Raw genomic sequence first — 23,244 nt, forward strand, 5'->3', positions numbered from 1 at the left:
CCTTCTTAGGTCATGGAAGTATGAAACGTTTCACTGGCATCGGTCAATACGGGCTCCGGGGCGGCCGGCGGCCGAGCTGACTCGGGTGGCGAAATCAGGAGGGTGTGAACATCACCAGCTTCTGGCCAGACTGCGACGGCACGTAGACGGCATGGACTGCCTTGCCGATCGACAAAGCGTCGAAGTCGCAGTCGACGATGTTGGTCATCATCTTCACGCCTCCCGCAACGGTGACGTATGCAATGGCGTAACGGTCGTCTCCGGCGCCGACGACGCTGAAGGAATAGATCTCGCCGCGAGGGTCGATCGCACGGAACTCCAGGGTCGTGGCATGACAATGCGGGCAGACGGCTCGTGGGAAATGGTGCGCTCTGCCGCAGCGGAGGCATGTCGCCAGGACCAGCCGTTCGTCGTTGGCCGCGTCCCAGAAGCCTTTCGCCTCAGGGGAAATCTCGGGAGCGGGATAGGTGCGCGGGTTGGCCACGTCAGTCCTCCCTGGACAGGATCAGCGTGGCGCAGCCATGCCGGGTACCCAGCGCGCCGCCCGTTCCGTGGCAAAGCGCGAACGTGCAATCGGGCACCTGTACGGCGGGGTGCGTCTCACCCCTGAGCTGCCTGACGGCCTCGATGACCTTGGTCATACCGCCGCGGTTTGCGGGGTGGTTGTTGCAAAGACCGCCGCCGTCGGTGTTGAACGGAAGCGCGCCGACGCCCGAAATGAGGTTGCCGCCCGCGACGAAGCTGCCGCCTTGCCCCTTCTTGCAGAAGCCGAGGTCTTCCAGCGCCAGCAGCACCGTGATGGTGAAGCTGTCGTAGATCGAGGCATACTGGATTTGACGGTGCTCGAGGCCTGACTCGGCGAACGCAACCGGTCCGGAACGGACCGCAGCGGTGTACGTGAGGTCCAGTTCGCCGGCGCCCTGGTGCTTGATGCCTTCGCCACAGCCCAGCACTCTGATCGAGGGCCTGCGTAGTGTCCGGGCGACCTCGGGCCGAGCGAGGATGAGCGCCCCGCCACCGTCGGTTACGACGCAGCAATCCAGACGGTGCAACGGCGAGGCGATCATGGGCGATGCCATCACGTCATCGACCGTCACCGCATCCTTCAACCAGGCGTTCGGATTATGCGCGGCGTGCCGCGACGCCGCGACCTTGATCCAGGCGAGTTGTTCGCTCGTGGTGCCGTACTCGTGCATGTGCCGCGCCGCGCACAGCGCGTAGCTCGCAGGTGTGGTCGGACCGAACGGCACTTCGAAATCGCGCTCGGGACGGTCGCCTGTGATGGCAAGCGCGGCGGCGCTGGAGGATCGGTTGGCGCTGCGGGGCTTGCCTGCCAGCGTAATGAGGGCAACGTTGCACATCCCAGCATCGATGGCGCGCGCCGCGCGCCCCACATGCGCGACGTACGACGCCCCGCCAAGCTCCGTAGCATCAGCATAGCGGGGCGTCAGGTTGAGGTAGTCCATCACGGACAGCGCGCCGAGGCCGGGCGCATCGGCGGCGCAGAAATAGCCATCGACTTCGGAAAGGTCGATGCCCGCATCGGTGGCGGCGCCAATCGCACACTCGGCGTGAAGCTGAACGATGGACTTGTCGGGAGCGAACCGTATCGGATGCTCGAAAGCTCCGATGATCCGTGCGTCATATCGAGCCATTCAATCATGACCTCCGCGATATGCAGCAGCCATCGAATACATGCGCTCGAAGCCCCGCCCATCTCTCTCGCGAAATTGCTGCATCAGGCGGGAATCGTTGCCCGTTCGGCGGCCACCACACCCGTACGCTCCTGGCAGGCCACCCAATGTCCCGGCGAGAGTTCCACCAGCTTCTGCTCGTTTACCGCACACGACGCGACCCGCGCGGGGCAGCGCGTGTGAAAGCGGCAGCCGGATGGCAGGCTGATGGGGGAGGGGACATCGCCCTTCAGGAGGATGCGCGTCTTGTTCCTGCGCGCCGGGTCCGGGGTAGGAACAGCCGAGAGCAGTGCCTGGGTATAGGGATGGGCAGGCTTCGTGCAAAGTTCCCTCGCAGGGGCCAGTTCCATGATCCTGCCGAGATACATCACCGCGATGCGTCGGGAGATATGCTCCACGACCGACACGTCATGGGCAATGAAGAGATAGGCGAGTCCGTGCTCCGCCTGCAGGTCCTGAAGCAGGTTGATGATCTGCGCCTGCACAGACACGTCGAGCGCCGACACGGCCTCGTCGCAGACGATGAGCTTAGGTTTGACAGCGAGCGCGCGTGCGATGCCGATGCGCTGGCGCTGGCCGCCTGAGAACTCGTGTGGATAGCGCTTGAGATGGTCGCCCGAAAGGCCAACACGCTCGAGCAGGTCTGCCCCCTTCTCCGCCGCATCTCGCGACGACCTGGCCAGGCCATGTATGGTCATCGCCTCGGCGAGCAGCGAGCCGACGCTCATGCGCGGGTCGAGCGAAGAATAGGGATCCTGAAAGATCATCTGCATGTTCTTGCGCATCCGCCGCATGTCAGGGCGCTTCAGCCTGGTGAGGTCGGTCCCCTGGAAAAATACGGAACCCGATGTTACCTCGACGAGGTTGAGTACGGAGCGGCCGACCGTCGACTTGCCGCAGCCCGACTCGCCCACGAGGCCGAGTGTCTCGCCGTCGAGCACATCGAAGCTCACGCCATCGACGGCGTGCACGCGCTGGCCTCCGCCGACCGCGAAGTATGTCTTGACGTCGTCTGCGCGAAGCAGCGGGAGGGATGCGTTGTCAGTCATAAAGCAAGCAACTCACCTTGTGCCCGGGCGCGACTTCCCTCAGTTCGGGCGTGATCTCGAAATGCGACGGTTTCGCCGACGCGCAGCGCGTTGCGAACAGGCAGCCTGGCGGCACGCTGCCGCGCAGCACCGGCACCGTTCCCGGTATCTGTGTCAGCCTGGGGCGATCATCCGTTTCACGGTCAATACGCGGAACCGAGCGCATCAGTCCCTGGGTATAGGGATGGCGCGGATTGCTGAAGAGTTCGGCGACCGGCGCCTCCTCGACGATCCGCGAGCAGTAGGTGACGATCACCCGTTGCGCGGTCTCGGCCACCACGCCGATGTCGTGCGTGATGAGCAGCACCGCCATCGACAGTCGCGACTTGAGTTCGCCGAGCAGGTCGAGAATCTGCGCCTGAACGGTGACATCCAGCGCGGTTGTGGGCTCGTCCGCGATAAGCAGCTTGGGATTGCACGATATTGCGATTGCGATCATCGCCCGCTGGCGCATGCCACCCGACAACTGATGCGGATATTCGCCTGCCCGCTTCTCCGGCGAAGGCATCTGGACGAGGCGCAGGATCTCGATCGAGCGGTCGCGCGCATCTTTCGCGTTCATGCGTTCATGCAGCCGGAGGGTCTCCGCGATCTGCTCGCCGATCGTGAAGACGGGGTTGAGCGCGCTCATGGGCTCCTGGAAGATCATGGCGATCTCCTTCGCGCGAATCTTCCGCATCGCGCGTTCCGGCAAAGTGGCGAGATCGAGCCCGTTGTAGCGGATGCTGCCGGACGATATTCGGCCGATAGGTTCGCGGAGCAGGCGCATGAGGCTGAGCGCGATTGCGCTCTTGCCGCTTCCCGACTCGCCCACCACGCATACGGTCTCGCCCGCCCGGATATCGAAATCCACGCCGTTGACCGCATGGACGACGTTGGCGCCGCGGCCGAAGGTGACGCTCAGGCCGGAGACTTCGAGAAGCTTCGGATGGAGACTGTCAGGCTGCAAACCGCTGTCCTCTGTATGAGCCGGAACCGGCCGCGCGCGTCCGACCATATCGAAAACTGGAGCGATCACAAAAGGAAAATATCAAGGCTTTTGTCTTTCACCCTTCCGAAGGCTCGACCTGTGTGCGTATCGCCATGAGTATCTCGTCGACCTCACGACCTTCGTGAAGAAATCCGCCAGGAATTTGGCCGATCTGAGTGTATCCGCGCCGCTTGTAGAATTCCTGCGCCACCGGGTTTTCGACACTTACGGCCAGCTCGATCTGCCGCACGCCGATGGCCCGGGCGTGCTTCATCACGGCTTCATGAAGTGCCTTTGAGACGCCAGACCCTCTTGCCGACTCTCGCAGATAGACCATTATCAGCGTCGCCCGGTGCGCCATCTTGCTTGTAGGCTGCCGCACGAGACCCATGAAACCCACGGCCTCGCCGGCGTCGTCGAATGCGACGAAGAAGTCGATCTTCGACATGCGTGCGCGGACCTGCCGTTCGTTCATGTTCTCCCAGTCGGCGGGAACTTCTGCGAACGCGCCGGGCGCCGCCTCCATGGCCTCAATCCGGATCTTCTTCAGGGTTTCCCAGTCATCTCCAGTGAGAAGCCGGATCAGCATGTGTGCTCGCCTTCCTTGATGAATTCCGTCGTCGCTCGTGTCGCTGCTGCCATCGGCCGATGCCTTAAATACGGCGGTGGCGGCTCACGCGATCGACTCCATTGAAACGTTTCCACGGTCATGTCGCAAGAGGCCTGGAGGACTTTTTGTGCGCCGCTGCCGTCGCATCGCATCAGCAAGGCGATCGAGGCTTCTCCCCAGCACATCTACACGGTAGAATCCATTGCACGCGGCCTGGTGGCGCCGCGGCCGCGATCTGTGCAAAGCACCGCCACCAGAGCCTGCCATGAAGCCCAAGAGCCAACGGCCAGCCCCCAGAAAGCAGGAAAAGGACGCCGGGCGGACACAGCCTCCCGTGGTTCTGCCGGCCCGCAAGTCGACGATCAAGGACGTGGCTCGGGTCGCTGGCGTTTCCTTGGGTACGGTTTCGCGGGTGCTGAACGGGAGCCTCACGGTCGGCAATGCCGTTCATCGCAAGGTGATGCAGGCAATCGAGGAACTCAACTTCGTCCCCAGTGCCGCCGCGCAGAGCATGCGGCGCAAATCCAGCCTCATCGTCGGCTGCATCGTCCGCGAGATTTCAATCGCGCCTCTCGCGGAATTCGTGCGCGCCTCGCAGACCGCGCTCGACGCCGCCGGCTACTCGTTGCTGCTCTCGATCTCGGATGGCGAAGAGGAGCGTGAGCGGGCGCTGCTCAAGCGACTGCAGAACCGGCAGGTCGACGGGATTATCCTCAGCCCCTACACGCGCCTTAGCCAGGACTATGAGGCAATGCTGCGCGGCCTTGGCATTCCGATCGTCCTCGTCGATCGGGACAAGCCGGACTGGGCGGATGCGGTCATGGTGGACCACGCGCACGGCGTCGAGATCGCGGTCGAGCACCTGCTGAATTTAGGGCATCGCAAAATCGCGCTGCTGACGGGCCCGGAGGACACTTTTCCGGCAGCCCAACGCGTGAAGGGTTACATGGCGGCTTACAAGCGGAACAAAGTCGCGGTCGATCCCGCGATGGTGCGAACGGGAAGCTATCTTGCCACTGCGGGCTTCCAGCTCGCTTCGACGATGCTTTCCGGCAAGAACCGGCCGACCGCCATCATCGCGGGCGGCCTCAGCATGCTGCCGGGCGTGTTGCGCGCGGTGCAGACCCTCAAGCTCTCGGTGCCGGAGGATGTATCCATCGTGGGAACAGGTCCCTCGGAACTCTCGGAGCTCCACGTGCCGCCGATCAGCGTTCAATACTGGGACCATGGCGAAACGGGACGCGTGGCGGCCATGATGCTTCTGGACCGCATGCTCAAGAAGGGAAACCCGGAGCCGCAGCGCGTGCTTCTGCCCAGCACGTTCATCTCCACGCGCTCGATCGGACCGAAGCCGCGACGATCCTCCAGAGCATGGTCCGCGAGCTGATCACCAGTCCGTGGCTATATACTTGGCCTCAAGGAACTCGAGCATTCCGTGATGCGCGCCCTCGCGGCCGAGGCCACTCTGCTTAACCCCTCCGAAAGGTGCCGCCGGGTCGGACACCAGGCCGCGATTGAGGCCGAGCATCCCAGCTTCCAGCCGCTCGCATACGCGCAGGCCACGCGAGAGGTCGCTCGTATAGACATACGCCACCAGTCCGTACTCCGTGGCGTTGGCGAGTTGCACCGCCTCGTCTTCCGTGTCGAAAACGGAGATCGCGGCCACCGGGCCGAAAATCTCCTCGGAGGCCATTGCCGCATCTTGCGGGACGTCGAACAGAACCGTCGGGGGAAAGAAGCATCCGCCCCGAGGGTTGGGCATTGCGCCGCACAGGACCTTTGCGCCGCGTGACACCGCATCGTCCATCAGCTCGACGATCTTCGACACCGCGGCACCGTTGACGAGCGGCCCGCATTCTGTAGCCTCGTCCTCACCGGGGCCGACCTTGAGCGCCGCCATCCGAGCAGCAAGTCGCCGTGCGAATTCGTCTGCCACGCCCCGCTGCGCGAAGAAGCGGTTCGCGGCCGTGCATGCCTGTCCGCCGTTGCGCATCTTCGCAAGTAAAGCGCCCTCGACCGCGCGGTCCAGGTCGGCATCGTCGAAAACCAGGAAGGGTGCGTTGCCGCCGAGCTCCATAGACGAGTGCACGACGCGGTCTGCGGCCTTGCGCAGAAGGATGCGGCCGACCTCGGTCGAACCGGTGAAAGACAGTTTGCGCACCCTGTCGTCTTCCAGCATCGAATCGACGACCTGCGAGGTCGTCGAGGAGGTGATGACGTTCACCACGCCATCTGGCACGCCTGCTTCATGGAGAAGCGTCGCGATCGCATAGGCGGTAAGCGGTGTCTCGGTCGCGGGCTTCAGCACGCAGGTGCAGCCGGCCGCCAGTGCGGGGGCGATCTTGCGCGTGGCCATTGCCGCCGGGAAGTTCCAGGGTGTGATGAGCAGCGAAACGCCGATCGGCTGATACGTCACCAGTATCCGATTTGACCCGGACGGCGCCGTCGACAAGTGCCCGTCGATCCGCACCGCTTCCTCGGAGAACCAGCGGAAGAACTCCGCGGCATAGGTGACCTCGCCGCGGGCATCGCGCAAAGCCTTGCCGTTCTCCAGCGAGATAAGGCGCGCCAGCGGTTCCACGTCGCGGACGATCAGCTCGAATGCCCGGCGCAGGATTTCGGCGCGCTTGCGTGGCGGTGTGGCGGCCCAAGCGGCGGCTGCGCCCGAAGCCGCATCGACTGCGGCGCGCGCATCATCCACACCTGCGTCCTCGACCTGGCCGAGCACACTTCCGTCGGAAGGGTTCATCACGGGGATGCGCCTGTCGCGACTGCCCTTGGTCCATGCTCCGCCGATGAACAGGCGGCCCTCGTATGAGGCTGGTTGCGTCATGATGTTCTCTCTGTCTTTGTCCGATCGCTCAGGCGAAATTCTCGCGGGACCACGTGTAGGTGTCGTCGAGCGTAAGCCTGAAGCGCTTGAGCACCTCATCGACCTGCTCTGCGTTGATGATCAGTGGCGGGCACAGGGCGATGCTGTCCTGCACGGCGCGCACGATCAGCCCATGGCCATGGCCGCGCTCGAAGAATGCAGCCCCTACCTTGCCGAGCGGATCGAACGCGCGCTTGGTCGCGGGATCTGCGACCAACTCGACAGCGGCGATGAGGCCGACTCCCCTGACCTCGCCGACCATCGGGTGGTCGCGCAGTTCGCCAAGGCCCGCCTGCAAGCGCTCGCCCATGGCAGCCGCGTTCGCCACCAGCCCGTCTTCCTCGATGATGCGAATGTTCTCGAGCGCTACGGCAGTGGCGACGGGGTGGCCGCTGGTGGTGAACCCGTGTCCGAAGTTGCCCAGCCTGTCGCTGTTGTCGGCGATGCCTGCATAGAGCTCGTCGCTGATCACGATCGCCGATAGCGGCAGGTACGACGAGGTGATCTGCTTGGACAGGACCAGCATGTCGGGCTTGATATCGAAGAGCTCGCAACCGAACATCCGGCCCGTTCGTCCGAAACCGGTGATCACTTCGTCCGCGATGATCAGGACGTCGTACTTGCGGCATACGGCCTGCACCTTCTGCCAATAGGTGCGCGGCGGCACCAGGACTCCACCGGCGCCCATCACAGGCTCGCCAATGAAGGCTGCGATCGTCGCAGGCCCTTCCGCCAGTATGAGCTGCTCGAGCTGGCCGGCCAGCCGGCTGGCGAATTCCTCCTCGCTCTCGCCTTCCCATGCATGGCGATAGTGATGCGGGCAGGCGGTGTGCAGAAAATTGGGGAGGGGGAGGTCGAAGTCGCGGTGGTTCCAGGGCAGGCCGGTCATGCTGCCCGACGCGACGGTGATGCCGTGATAGCCGCGGATGCGCGATATGATCTTCTTCTTCTGCGGCCGTCCTCGGGCATTGTTGAAATACCAGAGCAGCTTGACGACCGTGTCGTTCGCTTCCGACCCTGAATTTGCGAAGAACACGCGGTTCAGTCCGGCGGGCGCGAGGCTTGCGACCTTCTCGGCCAGATCGATCGCCGGGTTGTTAGCCTTGTGTGAGAAGGAGTGATAGTAGGGAAGCCGCCGCATCTGGGCCGCCGCCGCCTCGACCAGCCGCTCCTCGCCGAACCCGACAGCAACGCTCCAAAGCCCCGCCAGGCCTTCGATGTATTCGTTGCCCTGGTCGTCGCGGACGTAGATGCCCTTACCGCTTTCGATGACCGTCGGGCCCCGTCGCTCGTGGGCGCGGGCGTTTGTGTAGGGGTGCAGCGCGTAGGCCTTGTCGCGCGCGTGCGGGGAATTCGGGAGCGCTGCGGGGTCTGCGGATGACATGCTGCTCTCCTCGATGCATGCGGAAACATCAGTCCGGTCGCATAGGTTCATCGAAAAGACAAAATGTCAAATCTTTTATCTTATTATCAACAACGCGGCGCGTACACCCGTGCCGGACGCGACTCGATGCTCACGAGTCGTCGGGCATATCCGAGCCGACGGACTCTTCCAGCGGTGCAAGATGCGCCTCCACGACACGGACGATCTCGGCGGTGTCGCGACGACGGATTGCCTCCATCGTCAGGGTGTGCATACGCGCCACGTCGTCGACGTCCTCAATGTCGGCGAAATACTGCCGCATGCTGATGAACAGGTGCTCGAGGACCTGGTGCTGGTAGAGCGCAAGCGCGGCACTGCGCGCGGCCCGGCCTATCGCGTAATGGAACAGCTGGTCGAAGCGCAGGCGCAGCGCGAGATCGCCGTTGCGGTTTTCCAGCAATCCGTCGATGCATGCCTGCATTGCCGCGAAGTCCTCGGCTGTCGCGCGCTGCGCCGCGAGCAGGCAGAGCTGGATCTCGATCGGTTTGCGCGCCTCGACGACATCGCGGACGCCCAAATGCTGCAATGGCGCCGTCACTGCCAGGATGTCGTCGGGGATACGGTTGGAGCCGACCGTCAGGCCGCCGTTTATGCCGCGCTGGGTGCGGACTATGTTGGCGGACGAGAGTACCTTGAGTGCTTCGCCAACCACCGGTTTGCTGACGTTCATCAGCTTCGCGAGCACATCGATATTGGGCAGCCGCTCCTCGGGCTGGAAGGCGCCAGAGAGGATGGCGTAGGTGATCTGCGTGACGACTTCCTGATGCGCGCGCGGGCTGATGATCGGGTGGAAATGCCATCTGGCCGCAGAGTGGGCAGGTTGGTTTTCAGCCATCATGATCATCGCGGCGCCAAGTGAACTATGTGCGCCAAATACACCAAGGCGTGAAAAAATCAAAACTCAAGCTGATTGTCCAATAGACGCGACGTCCCCTCGAGCGGCAAAGCCGATTCAGCTTAAAGTCCGAAGAAACCGCCCATGTCGTCGATAAGCTTGCGCTGATACCGGCGGAACCCTTCGTTCGGCTGCTGGTGTGTCAGGCGCGACAGCAGCGGATCGCCGGCGTCGATGGAGGAGCCGGCAAGCGTCTGCACGACAGCATGGCCGCAGAATGGTACATGGACCTCCGAGTAGCCTCCCTCGTGCGCGAAAACGGCCTTGCCGCCGCAAAGCTCTTCAGCCGCATCCAGAACCATGGCAGTCATCCGCCGGAAGGTATCGGACGTCGCGATCATGCGCGACAGGGGGTCCACTCCGGAGGCGTCGAAGCCGCAGGCCACGACGATCGCGTCGGGTTTGAAGCGCTCAAGAGCGGGGAGCACGATGCGCTCCATCGCGTGGATGTATGCGTCGTGGCCGCTGCCGGGGAGCAACGGCACGTTGATGTTGTAGCCCTCGCCCGCCCGCGCGCCACGTGATTCCGCTGCGCCGCTGTTTGCCGGATAGTTGTTCTCCTGGTGCAGCGAGATGGTGAGAACGTCGCTGCGCTCGTAGAAGATGTGCTCGGTGCCGTTGCCGTGGTGCACGTCCCAGTCGACCACTGCGATACGCGACGCCGTCTTCTCCGCCAGCGCCGTCTCGATGGCGATCGCGACGTTGGCAAGCAGACAGTAGCCCATCGGCTCCGAGGGCAGGCAATGGTGCCCCGGCGGGCGGCACAGCGCATAGGCGTTGCGGTACGTCCCCTTGAGCACGTCCCGCAGAGCCTGCGTCGCCATTCCAGCGGAGAGCGCGGTCATCTCGTAGCCGCCCTGGCTGAACGGCGTGCGCACTCCCAGTTCTCCGCCGCTGGCGTCGCTCAGCGCCTTGAATTTCGCGAGATAGTCGGCGGGATGGACACGCCGCAGTTCCTCTTCTGTCGCCGTCCGTCCCGTGACCATCGCGAGTTCATCGGCCAGACCCGTCCGCAGGAGCAGGTTGAGAAACCGCCGCTTGCTCTCCGGCGTCTCGGGAAGGCCGCCGTTTACGACGGGCTGGACGTTGCCCTGCACCGGCAGGATGAAGGCGTAGTTGCCGCCGGAATGCCAGAAGCAGTGTTCATTCCAGTAGAACGCAGTGGACGCGGTCATTCTTCATGCCTCCAGCAATCGGCGCCAAGCGGGAGCGCCTTTCAGGTCTCTGCCCGGGTACAAGCCAGCCAGCAGTCAGGCAGCCTTGCGCAGCGGCAACCCCGCCTTCGCGACGGCTCCGGTGAAGGATTCGCCCGGAAGCCAGCTCTGAACACTGCGGCGCACGTCGATCAGCGCCTCGAGGTCGATGCCCGTCTCGAACCCCATCTCGTGGACGAGGAAGACGGTGTCCTCGAGGTTGATGTTGCCAGTCGCGCCGGGCGCAAAGGGACACCCGCCAAGTCCTCCGAGCGAAGCATCGAGACGCGTGACGCCCTGGTCGATCGCGGCAGCGGCATTGGCCAGGCCGAGGCCCCGCGTGTCGTGGAAATGGCACAGCAGCGGCACGTCTCCGGCGAGGCCCATGACGGCCTTCACCAGCCTCGCCACCTGCCTCGGATTGGCGTAGCCGACGGTGTCAGCAAGAGAGATCTCCTGAGCGCCGAGAGAGAGAAGTTCCTCGGCGATGCGCAACACATCGCTTTCGGGAACCCTGCCGGCTATCGAACAGCCGAACGATGTCGCGATCCCCACGCTCAGCTCGGTCGTTACCCCAAGGTGGTCACGCAGGCGGACGATCTCGCCGAACTCGCCTACGGCATCTGCCGTGGATCGCCCGACGTTTGAGAGGCTGTGCGCATTGCTCGCGGAGACCACATAGTTGAGCTTTGGCGCCTTGAGCGCAAACCCTCTTTCGGCGCCCTTCCGGTTCGGGATGAGGGCCGACACCCCGAAGCCGCCCATGGCCATGGCAGCGGGAAGCACCTCCGGTGCGTCGGCGAACTGTGGGAGCAACCGGGGCGAGGAGAACGACGTCACCTCGATGTCGGGAACGCCCGCAGCGGCAGCAAGGCGGAACCATTCGATTTTCTTCTCGGTCGGGAGGAAGGCGGAAGCCGCCTGCAACCCGTCCCTCGGCCCGACATCCCTCAGCGAAATCCTGGTCATTGCCACACCTATTCGCCCTTGAAATCCGGTAGTCGGCGCTCGTTGAAGGCACGCACGCCCTCATACCGATCCTTCGTATGGACGAGGCGATTGTAGGCCTCGATCTCGAAACCCATCCCGTCCGGAAAGGACATCTCGACCCCACGCCGGATCGCCTGTTTTGCACGCTGCACAGCGAGAGGCGCGTTGCCGGCGATGCGCGCGGCGGTTTCAAGCGCTGCGTCGAGCAGTTCACCGGCGGGCAAGACCCGGTTCACGAGACCCCAGGCAAGCGCCTCCTGAGCGCTGAAGGGCGATCCTGTCATGATCAGTTCGTTGGCGCGCTTCTGGCCTACCGCGCGGGACAGCGTCTGCGTGCCGCCACAGCCTGGTATGATGCCGAGCGTGACCTCCGTCAGCGCGAAACGGGCATCTTGCGAGGCATAGATCACGTCGCACGCAGCGGCGATCTCGCACCCGCCGCCATAGGCGTGGCCGTTCACGGCGGCGATGACCGGGACGGGACATTCGAGCAAAGCGCGTATCATCTTCTCGAAGACGATATGCTGGGCCTGCCAGGCGCCGTCGTCCATGGTCGCCCGCTCCTTCAGGTCGCCGCCGACGCAGAAGGCACGGTCGCCGCTCCCCGTGAGGACGATGCATCGGATGTCGTCTCCGCCGCCCGACGCCTCGTCGAACAGCCGCAGAATGTCGTGGCCCAGCGCCGTGTTGACGGCGTTGAGAACTTCTGGGCGTTTGAGGCGCGCCAGCATGACTTTCGGCTTTGGAAACCCGATCTCGAGGATGTCGGAGCCGGCAAACATCAGATCGCCTCCACGCCCAGCAGCGCGCCCCAGCGACGCAACTCGGCAAGGATGGCGGGCGCCACCGAAACCCCTTCGCGTATCTGCTGCTGACGCACGGCGAGCGCGCGGTCCCCGGGCATGCGCACCGCATCCTTGCCATTGGCGACACTGCTCGCACGGCAGGCTCCGCCCAGCCAGCTCATCTGCCTGCCGAACCCCTCCGCGCCGCCGAAATGTGCCGGATCGATGACCTGCACGAAGACAGAATTGGCCTCGCCATCCTTGGCCGAGGCGGGGGTGGCGCGACCGTAGCCAGTCAATGCCGCGGAAAGCGCCTCGATGAGGATTGCGAGCGCGTAGCCCTTATAGCCCTGCTCAAGCCCGCCCGCCGGCAGTATGGCGCCATCTTCGTCGAAATAGCTTGCCGGGTCTGCGCTGGCCGTCCCGTCCGGCAGGACGATCCCGGCGACGTCCATCTGCCTGCCGGCCTCGTGGGCGCGATAGAGCGGGCCCATGGCCGACATCGACGCACTCGTATCGATGAGGATCGGATCGCCGGCTGTGGGGATGCCGGCAGCAAGCGGGTTGCAGGAGAAGACGCGGCTGGTGCCGCCATGGGGGGCGACAGTGCTTTCCGACGGCGTGCTCGCCATGATGATGACCAGTTGGCCCTTCGCCGTAGCCTTCATCAGATACGCCGCCAGGCACGCGATGTGCTGCGAGCGCGATATGGCGATGGTGCCGGTGCCGTGGCTGCGCGCCATGTCGCTGGCGCGCTCCACTGCCGACCTGACAACCCACGGACCGGGCAGGAAGCCGGCATCCCAGTGCTCTACCGCATTTCCGGCGCTCACGATCTGGATCTCGCCGTCGCGGCTGGTCTCGCCGCTCTGTAGCCACTCAAGATTGCTGGACATGCGCTTCAACCCATGTGTGCGGTAGCCCAGAAGTTCGCCCTCGACGAAGACGTCAGCGACGACACCGGCACGGTCCGATGGGAGCCCCGCCGCTTCGAGCAGCCGCGCGCAGCAGGCACGAAGCGCATCGGCACCGTAGGTGGACGCATTCTCCTTCATGTCGTCTCCCTTGCGCGGCGATACCGGCTGGCGTTCCGTCGCAGCCCCCTTGTCAATACGATCTCGGCAGGCCCAGCGCATGCTGCGCTACATGACTGAGGATCAGATTGGTCGATACCGGCGCTGTCCTGTACAGGCGCGCTTCGCGCCACTTTCTCTCGACATCGTAGTCGCGGGCGAAGGCGAAGCCACCGAATGTCTGGAATGTCGTGTCGGCCGCGTTCCATGTCGCTTCCGACGCGAGCAGGACGGCCATATTGGCTTCCGCGCCGCAGGGCTGTCCCGCCTCGAACAGCGCCATTGCACGCTCGACCATCAGCGCGGCAGCTTCCAGGCTGACGTGAACCCTCGCAAGCGGGAACTGGATGCCCTGATTCTGACCAATCGGGCGGCCAAAGACCTTTCTTTCATTGGCGTAGGAAACGCCCTTTCCCAACAGCCAGCGCCCGTCGCCGATGCACTCGGACGCGATGAGTATGCGTTCGGCATTCATGCTGTCGAGGATATAGCGAAAACCCTTGCCCTCCTCGCCGACCAGGCTGGCTGCCGGGATACGCAGATCGTCGAAGAAGATCTCGGTGGTGTTGTGGTTGACCATCGTCTTGATGGGACGGATCTCCATTCCCTTGCCGATCGCGGCACGCATGTCGATAAGGAACACCGACAAGCCCTCGGTACGTTTCGTGACCTGATCGAGCGGCGTGGTGCGGGCAAGCAGCAGGATGTAGTCCGAAAAGAGTGCCCGCGAAGTCCACACCTTTTGCCCGCGGATCACATAGGAATCTTCCTCGCGAACGGCCATGGTCCGCAACTGAGTGGTGTCAGAACCCGTCGTCGGCTCGCTGATGCCGAACGCCTGCAGGCGAAGTTCGCCGGCAGCGATACCGGGCAGCACAGCGCGCCGCTGCTCCTCGCTGCCATGCCGCAGCAGTGTGCCCATGATGTACATCTGCGCATGCGCACAGTTTGCCGAGCAGCCGTTTGCATTGATCTCCTGAAGGATCGCCGCTGCCGCGCCGAGCGGCAGACCCGAGCCGCCGAATTCCTCCGGAATCAGCACCGACAGGAAGCCCGCCTCCGTGAGAGCCTGCACGAAGGCTTCCGGATAGGCTCCACGCTCGTCGAGATCACGCCAGTAGTCCCCGGGGAACTTCTCGCAGATGCGCCGTACGGAATCACGTATCTCCGGATAGTCGGAACCCGTGCTTGCGGCGGCGTTGGCAGGTGCGTTCATCGGGCAATCGGTCTGACTTCTGTGTGTCGCTAGTCGGCCGGCGCAGAAATGCCTGCCGGCCAGTGATCGGGATTGTGCTGACCCAGGCCGGGTGCTTTCGAGTCGGAGCGGTAGCGCACGCCGTCGAAGGTGATCGGGGTGCCAACCAGCGGCAGCGTGTCCTCGGCACACGGCGTCAACATGCCGAGAGCCTTGGTCTGCTCGCTGTCTGCAACGCCCGCGACGTCAAGCAGCGGCGAGTTCGGCACCCCCGCGTGATCAAGTGCGGCGCAGACGTCTTCCAGCGGGCGATCCGCCAATACCGCCATGATGGTGTTGATCACCAGATCCCTGTGCTTCACGCGCCCGGCATTGGTGCGCAGTTCGGCGTTGTCCGCGAGATCCGCAATACCCAGCGCAGCCACGAGCTTTGCAAACAGGCGGTCGTTTCCCGCCGCAATCATCACAGCGCCCGTGGCGGTCGCGAAGACCTGGTAGGGGACGATCTCTGCGGACCCGGAGCCCTGCGGCTTGCGCAATTCGCCCGTGGCGAGATATCCGGCAAGCGGAACGGTCATCCACGCAACGCCGGTTTCGTAGAGCGACGTACCGATATTGCGACCCGCGCCATCGCCGCGCCTGCCCACCAGCGCCGCGAGCAAGCCGATGACCGCCCACAGCGCCGTGCCCATGTCGACGATCGATACGCCGACGCGAACCGGGGGACGGTCAGCCTCACCGGTGATGCTCATGATGCCCGCCGAAGCCTGGACAAGGGGATCGTAGCCCGGTTTCTCCTTCATCGGGCCGACCGAGCCGAACGCTCCGATGTCACACCAGATGAGCGAAGGTTTCAAAGACATCAGATCTTCCGCGCCGAGACCAAACTTGCTCAGCAGGTTCGGGCGCAGGTTCTGAATCACTGCGTCGGCCTCGTCGACGATCAGCTTGCGCAGTCGGGCCGCCTCTTCGGCAACGCTGAAATCGACCGTCACGCTTTCCTTGCCGCGGTTCAGCGCCGTGAAGATGGTTGCTGCGCCGCCCCAATAGGGAGGACCCCAGCCGCGCGCATAGTCACCGGCCTGCGGGTTCTCGACCTTGATCACCCGCGCACCGAGATCGGCCAAAACCTGACCCGCATAGGGGGCGGCAACGCTGTGCCCGAGTTCGACGACCGTGATGCCGCGCAGCGGCCCCTGAGAAGACGGTGCAATGTTCAAACTGGGCATGAGTTGGCTGGTACTACGACGCGGGATGGTTGTCAATGAAACGTTTCACGAAATCGCGGCAGGCTGGCCGGCGCCGCGGAACCGGCCGCGCGGCGGTGACCCCAGTGGCATCGCCCGTGCCTTTTTGAACAGCCATTCAGCGGCCTTTCCAGACGGGCTTTCGCTTCTCCAGATAGGCCTTCGCACCTTCGATGCGATCTTCCGATGCATAGGGGTTGGGCCCGACGTTGAGGCGTAGCGCGGCCGACAAAGGGAGACCGAAGCTCTTGCGGGCCATTTCCTTGATGCGGCGCGTGCTCAGCGGCGCATTCGCCGCGATTGTCTCCGCAAGCTCCAACGCGGCGGAAAGCACTGCGCCCGGAGGCACAAGGCGACCCACGAGCCCCCATCGCTCCGCTTCCTTCGCGGTGCACAGGCGGCCGGTGAACAGCAGCTCATAGGCGATCGAGGGGGGAATGGTGCGGGGCAGGACCACGCTGCCGAAAAGCGCACCCATGCCGACCTTCGCCTCCGGAAACCCAAGCCGGGCCGTGTCGACCGCCAGCAGGATGTCGCACGCCAGCGCGAGTTCCAATCCTCCGGCGACCGCCGACCCGTTGAGTGCCGCGATGACCGGCTTTCCGACCTCCGACACCACCTCGTAGACCAGCCTTTCGGAGGTGCTCATCGGTCCAAGGCCGCGGTCGTTTCGCGGGGCTTCGTTGAGGTCGCTTCCCGAGCAGAATGCGCGGTCGCCCATGCCCGTGATCACGATGACCCGGACCTCCGGGTCCGCATCGGCGTCCAGAAATGCGTCGATGAGTTGCTCGCGCATGGCGTATGTCATGGCGTTGCTGCGCTGCGGGCGGTTCATCGTGAGCAGCCTGATGTGCCCTTTCTCCGCAATCAGTAGTTCGCGATCCGCGTCGTCCGTCCCGCCCATGTGGTGGTCCTCCCTCACGGAATGAGCACGACGCGGCCCAGCAACTCGTCGGATTCCGAAATCCGATGGGCTTCGGCGGCCTCGGAGAGCGGAAGCGTCTTGGCGACCAGCGGGCGGATCTGGCCGGCTGCGACCATGCGCAGCGCCATCTGCAGTTGCCTGCGCGACGTGCTGACTGCGCTGCGGATTTCCAGCCCCCTCCGGTAGATGCTGGTCATCTTTACCTCGACCGGCTTGCCGGTGACGTCGCCGACGAGGACGATGCGTCCGCCCAGAACGACGGCCCGCAGCGCCTGCTGGAAGGCAGGGCCGCCGACCGTGTCGATGACCACATCGACACCACCAGCGCCGCTGGCTTCGCGGACCGACTTCGCGAACTCGCCGTCGGGCGCCACCACCACGGCATCGGCGCCGAGCTCCTTGAGCATGGCTGCCTTCCGCCCGTCACGGGTCGTTGCGATCACGAAGGCACCGACCGCTTTCGCGATCTGGACAGCATGCGTGCCGACGCCGCCCATGCCGGTAACCAGCACTCGCTCGCCGATCCGTACCAGACCGGTATCGCAGACTGCGTTGTAGGCCGTCCCGACGGGGCAGCCCACGATGGAGGCGGCGACATAGTCGACGCCTTCGGGCAGCTGGCAGAGATTGTCGTCGTTGACCAGGACGAGCTCGGCATAACCGCCCATTGCCTGATTGCCGAGGAAGCGCAGATCCGCGCAAAGGGTCTCGCGGTCGGTACGGCACTTGGTGCAATGACCGCAGACATATTCGCGCTGCGTGGACACGACCCGGTCGCCGATCTGGAAACCGCGGGCACGCGGTCCGAGGCCCACGACCTCGCCGGCGATCTCGTGGCCCAGCACCAGCGGGCTGTGCAACTCGCGCGTCGGCGGCGCGCGGCGCACAAGGAGATCGCGACGGCAGACTCCGCAGGCGTGCACCTTTACAAGCACATGCCGCCCCGTTGGCACCGGATCGTCCATCGTCTCGTAGGACAGACCGCTTGGCTCGCCGTGCTCGCGGACAATGACTGCCTTCATGGAGCGCCTCGAATGTCTTGCTGTGATAGTGAGGCCGAAGCCAGTTCGATTGTTGCGGCGGCGTCGGAGATCACGACAATGCCGTCTGTCTTTCTCGCTGTGAGCACCGCGTCCACGAGACCTGCGCCCGACTGAGCGGACATCGACACAACGCGGCCTTCGAACACCACCGTCTCGCCGGCAAACACCGGCTGGCGCTGGCGATAGCCGAGGCGCCGCAGATAGGCGTCGTCGCCGCCCCACGACATCATCATGCGGGCCATGAGGGCGCCGAGCATTTGACCGTCCGCCACTGGCGCCGGCATGCCGAAGCGCCGGACGAACTCCGTGTCGTAGTGGTAGGGATGGAAGTCCCAGGTTGCAGCCGCGTATCGGACAAGAGACGTCAGGCTGAAATGGAACTCGATCGGCGCTATCGCATCGCCGACGCGGACGTCCTCGAAGTGCATTGTGTTCGAGGTGCTCACTTCAGATACACGTTGGCTTCAACGTCGGTGGCCAGCGTCTCGCCTTTCTGGTTGGTGTAGTCGGCACGCGACGTCACAAAGACGGCGGATTCTCCGCTGCTCGTCCGACGGGCAACGATGTCCACGATCCTCCACGTCACGGAGACGCGATCTCCTGGCCTCGCCGGCTGGACGAACTCGTAGGTGTTGCCGCTGCGCATGAACCGGCGTCCCTCGAGCGGGAGATCCCACTCGACGCCGTCGGAGCCGCGACCCGGCTCGCCTCCGAGAATCTGGTTGGTCTCGCAGATCAGCGTGGGCGGCGCGATCATGCCTCGGTGCCGGCTGCGACCGGCGCGCTCGGTGTCGCCATAAAGCGGATTGGCGTCTGCGGTCGCCAGCGCGAAGTAGCGCACCGCCGCCTCTCCCAACGGCTCCGGCGCGGTGAACGTCTGCTCTCTGCCGACGTGAGCAAGCAGGCGCTCGTCGAGGTCCTCGCTCATCCGGCAGCTCCCGGACCAACCTGCGCCGCCGCTTCGACGACGATCAGCGAACCCGGCCGCGTAAGGCCTTCGCAGACCACGCCGGTCGCAGCGGGAAACGGCTCGGAGAAAATGTCCCGACGGACCTGTGCCGTGTCCCGGTAGGAGGTAAGTGCCTCCGGCGTAATGAATTCCGTCGTCTTGAGGACGTCCTCGAAGCTGCTGTCGGCCGCATCGAGCATCCGCCCGAGGCGCTCGTACGCGTCCCTGCATTGAGCGCCTATGCCATCAAGCGCGGGATCGCCGGTAACGGAAAGGAAGACCACGTTTGACGGACCTGGCCGTGCAATCGTCGTCTCGATCTGAACGCCTTCGCCGCCGTTCGGAAGGCAGGGGCATATGATGGCGGCGTGGCCCTCCGGCAAAGTCAGCGCCCGTGCCTTGTCGCCAGGCGCCACGAACTGAGTCTGGCGCAACACGGTGGGGCCGTCTCGCAACGCGACGCCGAGCGCCCGTTCCGCATCTTCGCCCGTCGCGCCGAGCACGGACGGCAAGTGCTGAAAGCCATGCATTCCCGGTACGAAGGCTTCAACCTCGAGGAGCGCGTGCTCGCGCAGCAGCCGCTTGACGACTATGTCCGTCGAAACGACCGACGGGCCGAGCAAGCTGCGCTGTAGCGCATCGAGAGCGGGAACATCCGCAAGCACGTCGGAACGGATGTAGCGCACGACGCGTGTGATGTCGCCGAGCCCTTTTCGGGCCGGGTCCAGGCACAGCCTTATCTTGTCGAACACGATTTCCGCCTGCTCGATCAGGCCTCCGTCCACCACCATCTTGTTGGTGTCGGCCTCGTGGCGCACCGCCGTGCACCCCGACATCCAGATGCCGCTGTCGGCGATCACGCCCAGCGAGAACGCGAAGCGCCGATAATCCAGATAGGGGAAGTATTCTGGCTGCAGGGTCTGCCGGGTCATCGTCAACGTCCCTTCCACACCGGCGCACGTCTCTCGCCATACGCTCTGAGAGCCTCGTGGTGATCCTCGGTGGCGCTAACGAACTCCTGCGCCTTGGCAACCAGGCGCGCCGAATCCTCCAGCGACTGCCCGATCGATTCTCCCAGCACCAGCTTGAACGTCTGCACCGTCAGCGGCGGGCAGTTCTGGCTGATCTCCAGCGCCAGCGCGCGGCTCGTCGCCATCAGTTGTTCCGGCGCGACGACGTGGCCCACGAAGCCGATCTCCTTGGCTCGGGCCGCGTCGATCGTGCGCCCGGTAACGCCCCATTCAAAAGCATTGGCGTAGCCGATCAGCTGCTGCACGAGGGCGAGGCTCATATCGTCGGGGACGATACCTCGGCGCACGAAGACCCAGCCGAACTTGGCCTCCGAGGAGGCGATCCGGATATCGCACCCGGCGGCGAGGCCGATGCCGGAGCCGACGGCGGGACCATTCACGGCGGCGATCGCCGGCTTCGAAAGGCGACGAAGGCTGTGGACCACCTTGCGGATGCCCACATCGATGGGCGACAGCTGGTCGCGCGGCGAGGGCGCTTCGGCTTCGAGAACCTTGCCCTTCTCGATCATTTTCTTGATGTTGCCGCCTGAACAGAAGATGCGCCCCGAGCCGGTGAGGATCATCACGCGCGCGGATGGGTCGCGGTCGATCCGCTCGACCTCCGCGACGATCTCCTCGTTCATTTCCGGGCTGACGGCGTTCTTGGCCTCGGGATCGTTCAAAGTCACCGTTACGATGCCGTGCTCGTCCTGTTCCGTGATGATGTATCGATAGGCCATGTAGTCCCCGTCAATTCCGAACCGCCGCTGGCGGGCCTGTTTGCCTCGCAGCGCGCAACGGAAGTCATGTGAGTATTCGATCGCGTTCCAACTGCTCGTATTCGGCCTCGGTTCGCCCGAGCAGTCCGATGATGATTTCCCGGCTATGCTCGCCTAGCAGCGGCGCACGGGTTGACCGCGTACCCAGGCTGTCCATGGTCCACGGAAGACCGAGGTGGCGGTGGCGGTTCGCCACGGGGTGGTCGATGCTGACGACCATGCCCCGCGCATCGAGCTGGGGATTGTCCAGGAGCTCGTCAGAGCGGAGCACAGGGCCTGCCATCACGCCCGCAGCCTGCAGCTGGGCCACCATCGCGTAGAGATCGTGTACCGACGTGCAGGACGCGACTTCGGCATCCAGCGCCTCGACATTCTCCAGACGCGCCGGCGCATTGGCGAAGCGTGAATCGGAAGCGAGGTCGGTGCGTCCTACGCTGTGGCAGAACGCCTGCCATGACTGATCGTCAGCGATGCTCAGCGCCAGCCAACGATCCTCGCCGGCGGCCGGATAGATGCCGTGCGGGGCCTTTTGCCTGTCGCGGTTTCCGACGCGGCGCGGCTCCACGCCGTTCATCGTGAGGTCGATGACAGCTTCGGGTATCAGCGTGAGCATCGCCTCGTACATGGCTACGTCGACATACTGGCCGAGTCCCGTGTGTGAGCGATGTTCCAGAGCGGCCAGTATGGCAAAGGCGGCGTAGGTTCCGCTAAGCGGGTCGGGCAGCACGCTGCCCATGATCCGCGGCCCGCTATCGACATAGCCTGTGACATCCGCAACGCCGCTAAACAGGTTGACGGTCGAATGCAGGCCGCGCCCATCCTTCATCGGTCCCGTTCTGCCGAATGCGCCGTTGGAGATCATAACGATCCCCGGATTGATGCGCGCCAGTACGTCGTAGCCGAAGCCGAGCTTTTCGATCACTCCCGTGGCGAAGTTCTCGACGACGACATCGCACACCGCGACGAGCTCGTGGACGATCCGCTTCCCCTCCTTTGTCGCGAGGTCCAGCGTGAGGCTCTTCTTGGTGGCGTAGAGGCTGTTGAAGTAGCCGCTGGCGTTGCGGTTGCCTTCCTGCCCCTCCTCGAACGGCGGTGCGCCGCGTGCCGTGAGACGTGAGCTCGACTCCACCGAAATGATCTCCGCACCCAGCTGAGCGAGCCAGAGCGTGCAGAAGGGAATCGCCACAAACTGCCCGAAATCGAGCACGCGAATGCCTTCGAGCGGCAGTGGCTTGGGGGAGGTGCTCATGCGACTTCCCCGATCGGCGCAACGCCTGCATCGTCTTCAGGGGAAAACCGTGGCGCCGGGCGACGTAGGCTCCACGGTGTCGCCGCCATCTTGAAAGGTGCGCCCGGCATCTGCGCCGGCCTATTTCCGACTGCCAGATCGACCAGGCTCGCCCTGTCTCGGGCATGATCGGACGCGGCCATCTGGCGGATCGAGTGGAACGGAAACATCATGAGCCCGTACCGCTCCCCGATGCTCTGCAGCTGATTGCGCGTGCAGCCCATTGCCCACGCGGCCAGCCTTTCCCTCAACTCGATCCAGTTCCTGGCCCTTGCCGGCTCGGTAGCGAAATCGGCGCTAAGCGCCCAAGCGGGATTGCCCATCGCCTCTGCAAGGCGGTTCCAGTGTATGTCCATCGGTGCGGCGATCGTGACGTAGCCGTCCTGGCACGGAAGGTAGAAGTTCGGCATGCGCCCAATGGAGGTCGGATTGAGAAGCCTGTTGTAGATCGCGCCGCCGTACGAGGCCGGCATGAGATCCCTGATCTGCACCGCCGCCGAGGCAGCCTGGAAGCTGAGGTCGAGATGGCAGCCCTCGCCGGTGCGTCGCCGGCCCATGACTGCGGTCATCACGGCGACGGCTGCGGAGGCCCCGGCGATCGTCTCGCTTGCAAAACAGGAGGGGTGCAGGGGCGGCTCGGCGTAGAGGTCGTCGGCCGCGTCCGGAATGCCGGGCGTACCATAGGCCATGCCGCTCGCGGCATAGGCGATCAGCTCGTCGCCCATCCAGTCGCTCCAGGGACCGCCGCGTCCGAAAGGCGAAAGCGTGGCCACGATCAGACGCGGATGGCGCCCGCGCAACACCTCGGGATCGCAGCCTGCCGCTCGCAGAACGCTCGGCGCGACGTCGGTGACGAAGATGTCGGCTGACGTGAGAAGCCGGTCCAGCGCTTCGGCGCCCGCGCCTGTCTCCACGTCGAGTACGACGCCGCGCTTGTTCGAATTGAGATACAGGAAGAGGCCGCTTGCATCCGGATCGGCCTTGCCGTCCGGGAACGGTCCACGGCTGCGCGTCGGGTCCCCTTGCGGCCTCTCGACCTTGACCACGTCCGCCCCGAAATCGGCAAGAAGCTTGGCGGTGTAGGCGGCAGCGGTGCCTTCTCCGAACTCCACGACGGACAAGGCGCCCAGTGCGCCCCGCGCCTGTTGCGCGGCGTGTGTCTCGAGACTGGAATTGCGTTCAGACGCGATTGGCATGGGCTCTCCGTTGCATTCG

Annotated in this window: 23 protein-coding genes; 1 reads left to right on the forward strand and 22 read right to left on the reverse strand. The window is 64.5% G+C overall.

Annotation, left to right across the window (positions count from 1 at the left end; translation table 11 throughout):
* Positions 1-94: 94 nt before the first annotated feature.
* The 5 genes from ABGN05_RS18160 to ABGN05_RS18180 all read right to left on the reverse strand — a co-directional run bounded on the left by ABGN05_RS18160 (position 95) and on the right by ABGN05_RS18180 (position 4,341).
* On the reverse strand, positions 95-484 hold the full coding sequence (locus ABGN05_RS18160) for a Zn-ribbon domain-containing OB-fold protein (RefSeq protein ID WP_367955452.1): 390 nt from the start codon (positions 482-484) through the stop codon (positions 95-97).
* Between the two features lies 1 nt (position 485).
* Positions 486-1,655 carry a thiolase family protein gene (locus ABGN05_RS18165; RefSeq protein WP_367955453.1) on the reverse strand — a complete coding sequence of 390 codons (1,170 nt, stop codon included), beginning with the start codon at positions 1,653-1,655 and terminating at the stop codon, positions 486-488.
* A gap of 83 nt (positions 1,656-1,738) precedes the next feature.
* Positions 1,739-2,743 carry an ABC transporter ATP-binding protein gene (locus tag ABGN05_RS18170; RefSeq protein WP_367955454.1) on the reverse strand — a complete coding sequence of 335 codons (1,005 nt, stop codon included), beginning with the start codon at positions 2,741-2,743 and terminating at the stop codon, positions 1,739-1,741.
* Positions 2,736-3,731: an ABC transporter ATP-binding protein gene (locus tag ABGN05_RS18175; RefSeq protein WP_367955455.1), complete on the reverse strand. Its 996-nt coding sequence runs from the start codon at positions 3,729-3,731 to the stop codon at positions 2,736-2,738. The genes ABGN05_RS18170 and ABGN05_RS18175 overlap by 8 nt, the downstream gene beginning before the upstream one ends.
* 97 nt (positions 3,732-3,828) lie before the next feature.
* Positions 3,829-4,341, reverse strand: a complete 513-nt coding sequence (locus tag ABGN05_RS18180) for a GNAT family N-acetyltransferase (RefSeq protein WP_367955456.1) — start codon at positions 4,339-4,341, stop codon at positions 3,829-3,831.
* A 223-nt stretch (positions 4,342-4,564) separates the two neighbouring features.
* On the opposite strand from ABGN05_RS18180, the gene ABGN05_RS18185 reads away from it, so the two are divergent.
* Positions 4,565-5,749 (forward strand): LacI family DNA-binding transcriptional regulator, encoded by a 1,185-nt coding sequence (locus tag ABGN05_RS18185; RefSeq protein WP_367955457.1) that lies wholly within the window; start codon positions 4,565-4,567, stop codon positions 5,747-5,749.
* On the opposite strand, the gene ABGN05_RS18190 is transcribed toward ABGN05_RS18185, so the two are convergent.
* From ABGN05_RS18190 to ABGN05_RS18270, 17 genes are all read right to left on the reverse strand, one after another.
* Entirely contained in the window at positions 5,750-7,195 is a 1,446-nt protein-coding gene (locus ABGN05_RS18190; RefSeq protein ID WP_367955458.1) for an NAD-dependent succinate-semialdehyde dehydrogenase, read from the reverse strand.
* Between the two features lie 28 nt (positions 7,196-7,223).
* Positions 7,224-8,618: an aspartate aminotransferase family protein gene (locus ABGN05_RS18195; protein ID WP_367955459.1), complete on the reverse strand. Its 1,395-nt coding sequence runs from the start codon at positions 8,616-8,618 to the stop codon at positions 7,224-7,226.
* Positions 8,619-8,748: 130 nt separating this feature from the next.
* Entirely contained in the window at positions 8,749-9,501 is a 753-nt protein-coding gene (locus ABGN05_RS18200) for a FadR/GntR family transcriptional regulator (protein WP_367955460.1), read from the reverse strand.
* A gap of 113 nt (positions 9,502-9,614) precedes the next feature.
* Positions 9,615-10,727: a histone deacetylase-like amidohydrolase gene (locus tag ABGN05_RS18205; RefSeq protein WP_367955461.1), complete on the reverse strand. Its 1,113-nt coding sequence runs from the start codon at positions 10,725-10,727 to the stop codon at positions 9,615-9,617.
* A 75-nt stretch (positions 10,728-10,802) separates the two neighbouring features.
* Positions 10,803-11,714 (reverse strand): hydroxymethylglutaryl-CoA lyase, encoded by a 912-nt coding sequence (locus tag ABGN05_RS18210; protein ID WP_367955462.1) that lies wholly within the window; start codon positions 11,712-11,714, stop codon positions 10,803-10,805.
* An 8-nt stretch (positions 11,715-11,722) separates the two neighbouring features.
* The gene (locus ABGN05_RS18215; protein WP_367955463.1) at positions 11,723-12,517 is read right to left on the reverse strand and encodes an enoyl-CoA hydratase/isomerase family protein; all 795 of its coding nucleotides are present in this window, start codon (positions 12,515-12,517) and stop codon (positions 11,723-11,725) included.
* The gene (locus ABGN05_RS18220) at positions 12,517-13,575 is read right to left on the reverse strand and encodes an Ldh family oxidoreductase (protein ID WP_367955464.1); all 1,059 of its coding nucleotides are present in this window, start codon (positions 13,573-13,575) and stop codon (positions 12,517-12,519) included. The genes ABGN05_RS18215 and ABGN05_RS18220 overlap by 1 nt, the downstream gene beginning before the upstream one ends.
* A gap of 52 nt (positions 13,576-13,627) precedes the next feature.
* A complete protein-coding gene (locus ABGN05_RS18225) occupies positions 13,628-14,809 on the reverse strand; it encodes an acyl-CoA dehydrogenase family protein (protein ID WP_367955465.1) in 1,182 nt (393 codons plus the stop codon).
* A 29-nt stretch (positions 14,810-14,838) separates the two neighbouring features.
* A complete protein-coding gene (locus ABGN05_RS18230; RefSeq protein WP_367955466.1) occupies positions 14,839-16,017 on the reverse strand; it encodes a CaiB/BaiF CoA transferase family protein in 1,179 nt (392 codons plus the stop codon).
* Positions 16,018-16,153: 136 nt separating this feature from the next.
* Positions 16,154-16,939: an enoyl-CoA hydratase/isomerase family protein gene (locus tag ABGN05_RS18235; RefSeq protein WP_367955467.1), complete on the reverse strand. Its 786-nt coding sequence runs from the start codon at positions 16,937-16,939 to the stop codon at positions 16,154-16,156.
* Positions 16,940-16,953: 14 nt separating this feature from the next.
* Complete coding sequence (locus tag ABGN05_RS18240; protein WP_367955468.1) at positions 16,954-17,982, reverse strand: alcohol dehydrogenase catalytic domain-containing protein; 1,029 nt, start codon at positions 17,980-17,982, stop codon at positions 16,954-16,956.
* A complete protein-coding gene (locus ABGN05_RS18245; RefSeq protein WP_367955469.1) occupies positions 17,979-18,449 on the reverse strand; it encodes a MaoC family dehydratase in 471 nt (156 codons plus the stop codon). Before ABGN05_RS18245 ends, ABGN05_RS18240 begins: the two co-directional genes overlap by 4 nt.
* Complete coding sequence (locus tag ABGN05_RS18250; protein ID WP_367955470.1) at positions 18,446-18,931, reverse strand: FAS1-like dehydratase domain-containing protein; 486 nt, start codon at positions 18,929-18,931, stop codon at positions 18,446-18,448. Before ABGN05_RS18250 ends, ABGN05_RS18245 begins: the two co-directional genes overlap by 4 nt.
* The gene (locus tag ABGN05_RS18255) at positions 18,928-19,884 is read right to left on the reverse strand and encodes a Rid family hydrolase (RefSeq protein ID WP_367955471.1); all 957 of its coding nucleotides are present in this window, start codon (positions 19,882-19,884) and stop codon (positions 18,928-18,930) included. Before ABGN05_RS18255 ends, ABGN05_RS18250 begins: the two co-directional genes overlap by 4 nt.
* A gap of 2 nt (positions 19,885-19,886) precedes the next feature.
* On the reverse strand, positions 19,887-20,702 hold the full coding sequence (locus ABGN05_RS18260) for an enoyl-CoA hydratase/isomerase family protein (RefSeq protein ID WP_367955472.1): 816 nt from the start codon (positions 20,700-20,702) through the stop codon (positions 19,887-19,889).
* Between the two features lie 64 nt (positions 20,703-20,766).
* A complete protein-coding gene (locus ABGN05_RS18265; RefSeq protein WP_367955473.1) occupies positions 20,767-21,990 on the reverse strand; it encodes a CaiB/BaiF CoA transferase family protein in 1,224 nt (407 codons plus the stop codon).
* Positions 21,987-23,225: a CaiB/BaiF CoA transferase family protein gene (locus tag ABGN05_RS18270; protein ID WP_367955474.1), complete on the reverse strand. Its 1,239-nt coding sequence runs from the start codon at positions 23,223-23,225 to the stop codon at positions 21,987-21,989. The genes ABGN05_RS18265 and ABGN05_RS18270 overlap by 4 nt, the downstream gene beginning before the upstream one ends.
* Positions 23,226-23,244: the final 19 nt, after the last annotated feature.

Source organism: Aquibium pacificum (genome assembly GCF_040839445.1).
Lineage (GTDB): Bacteria > Pseudomonadota > Alphaproteobacteria > Rhizobiales > Rhizobiaceae > Aquibium > Aquibium pacificus.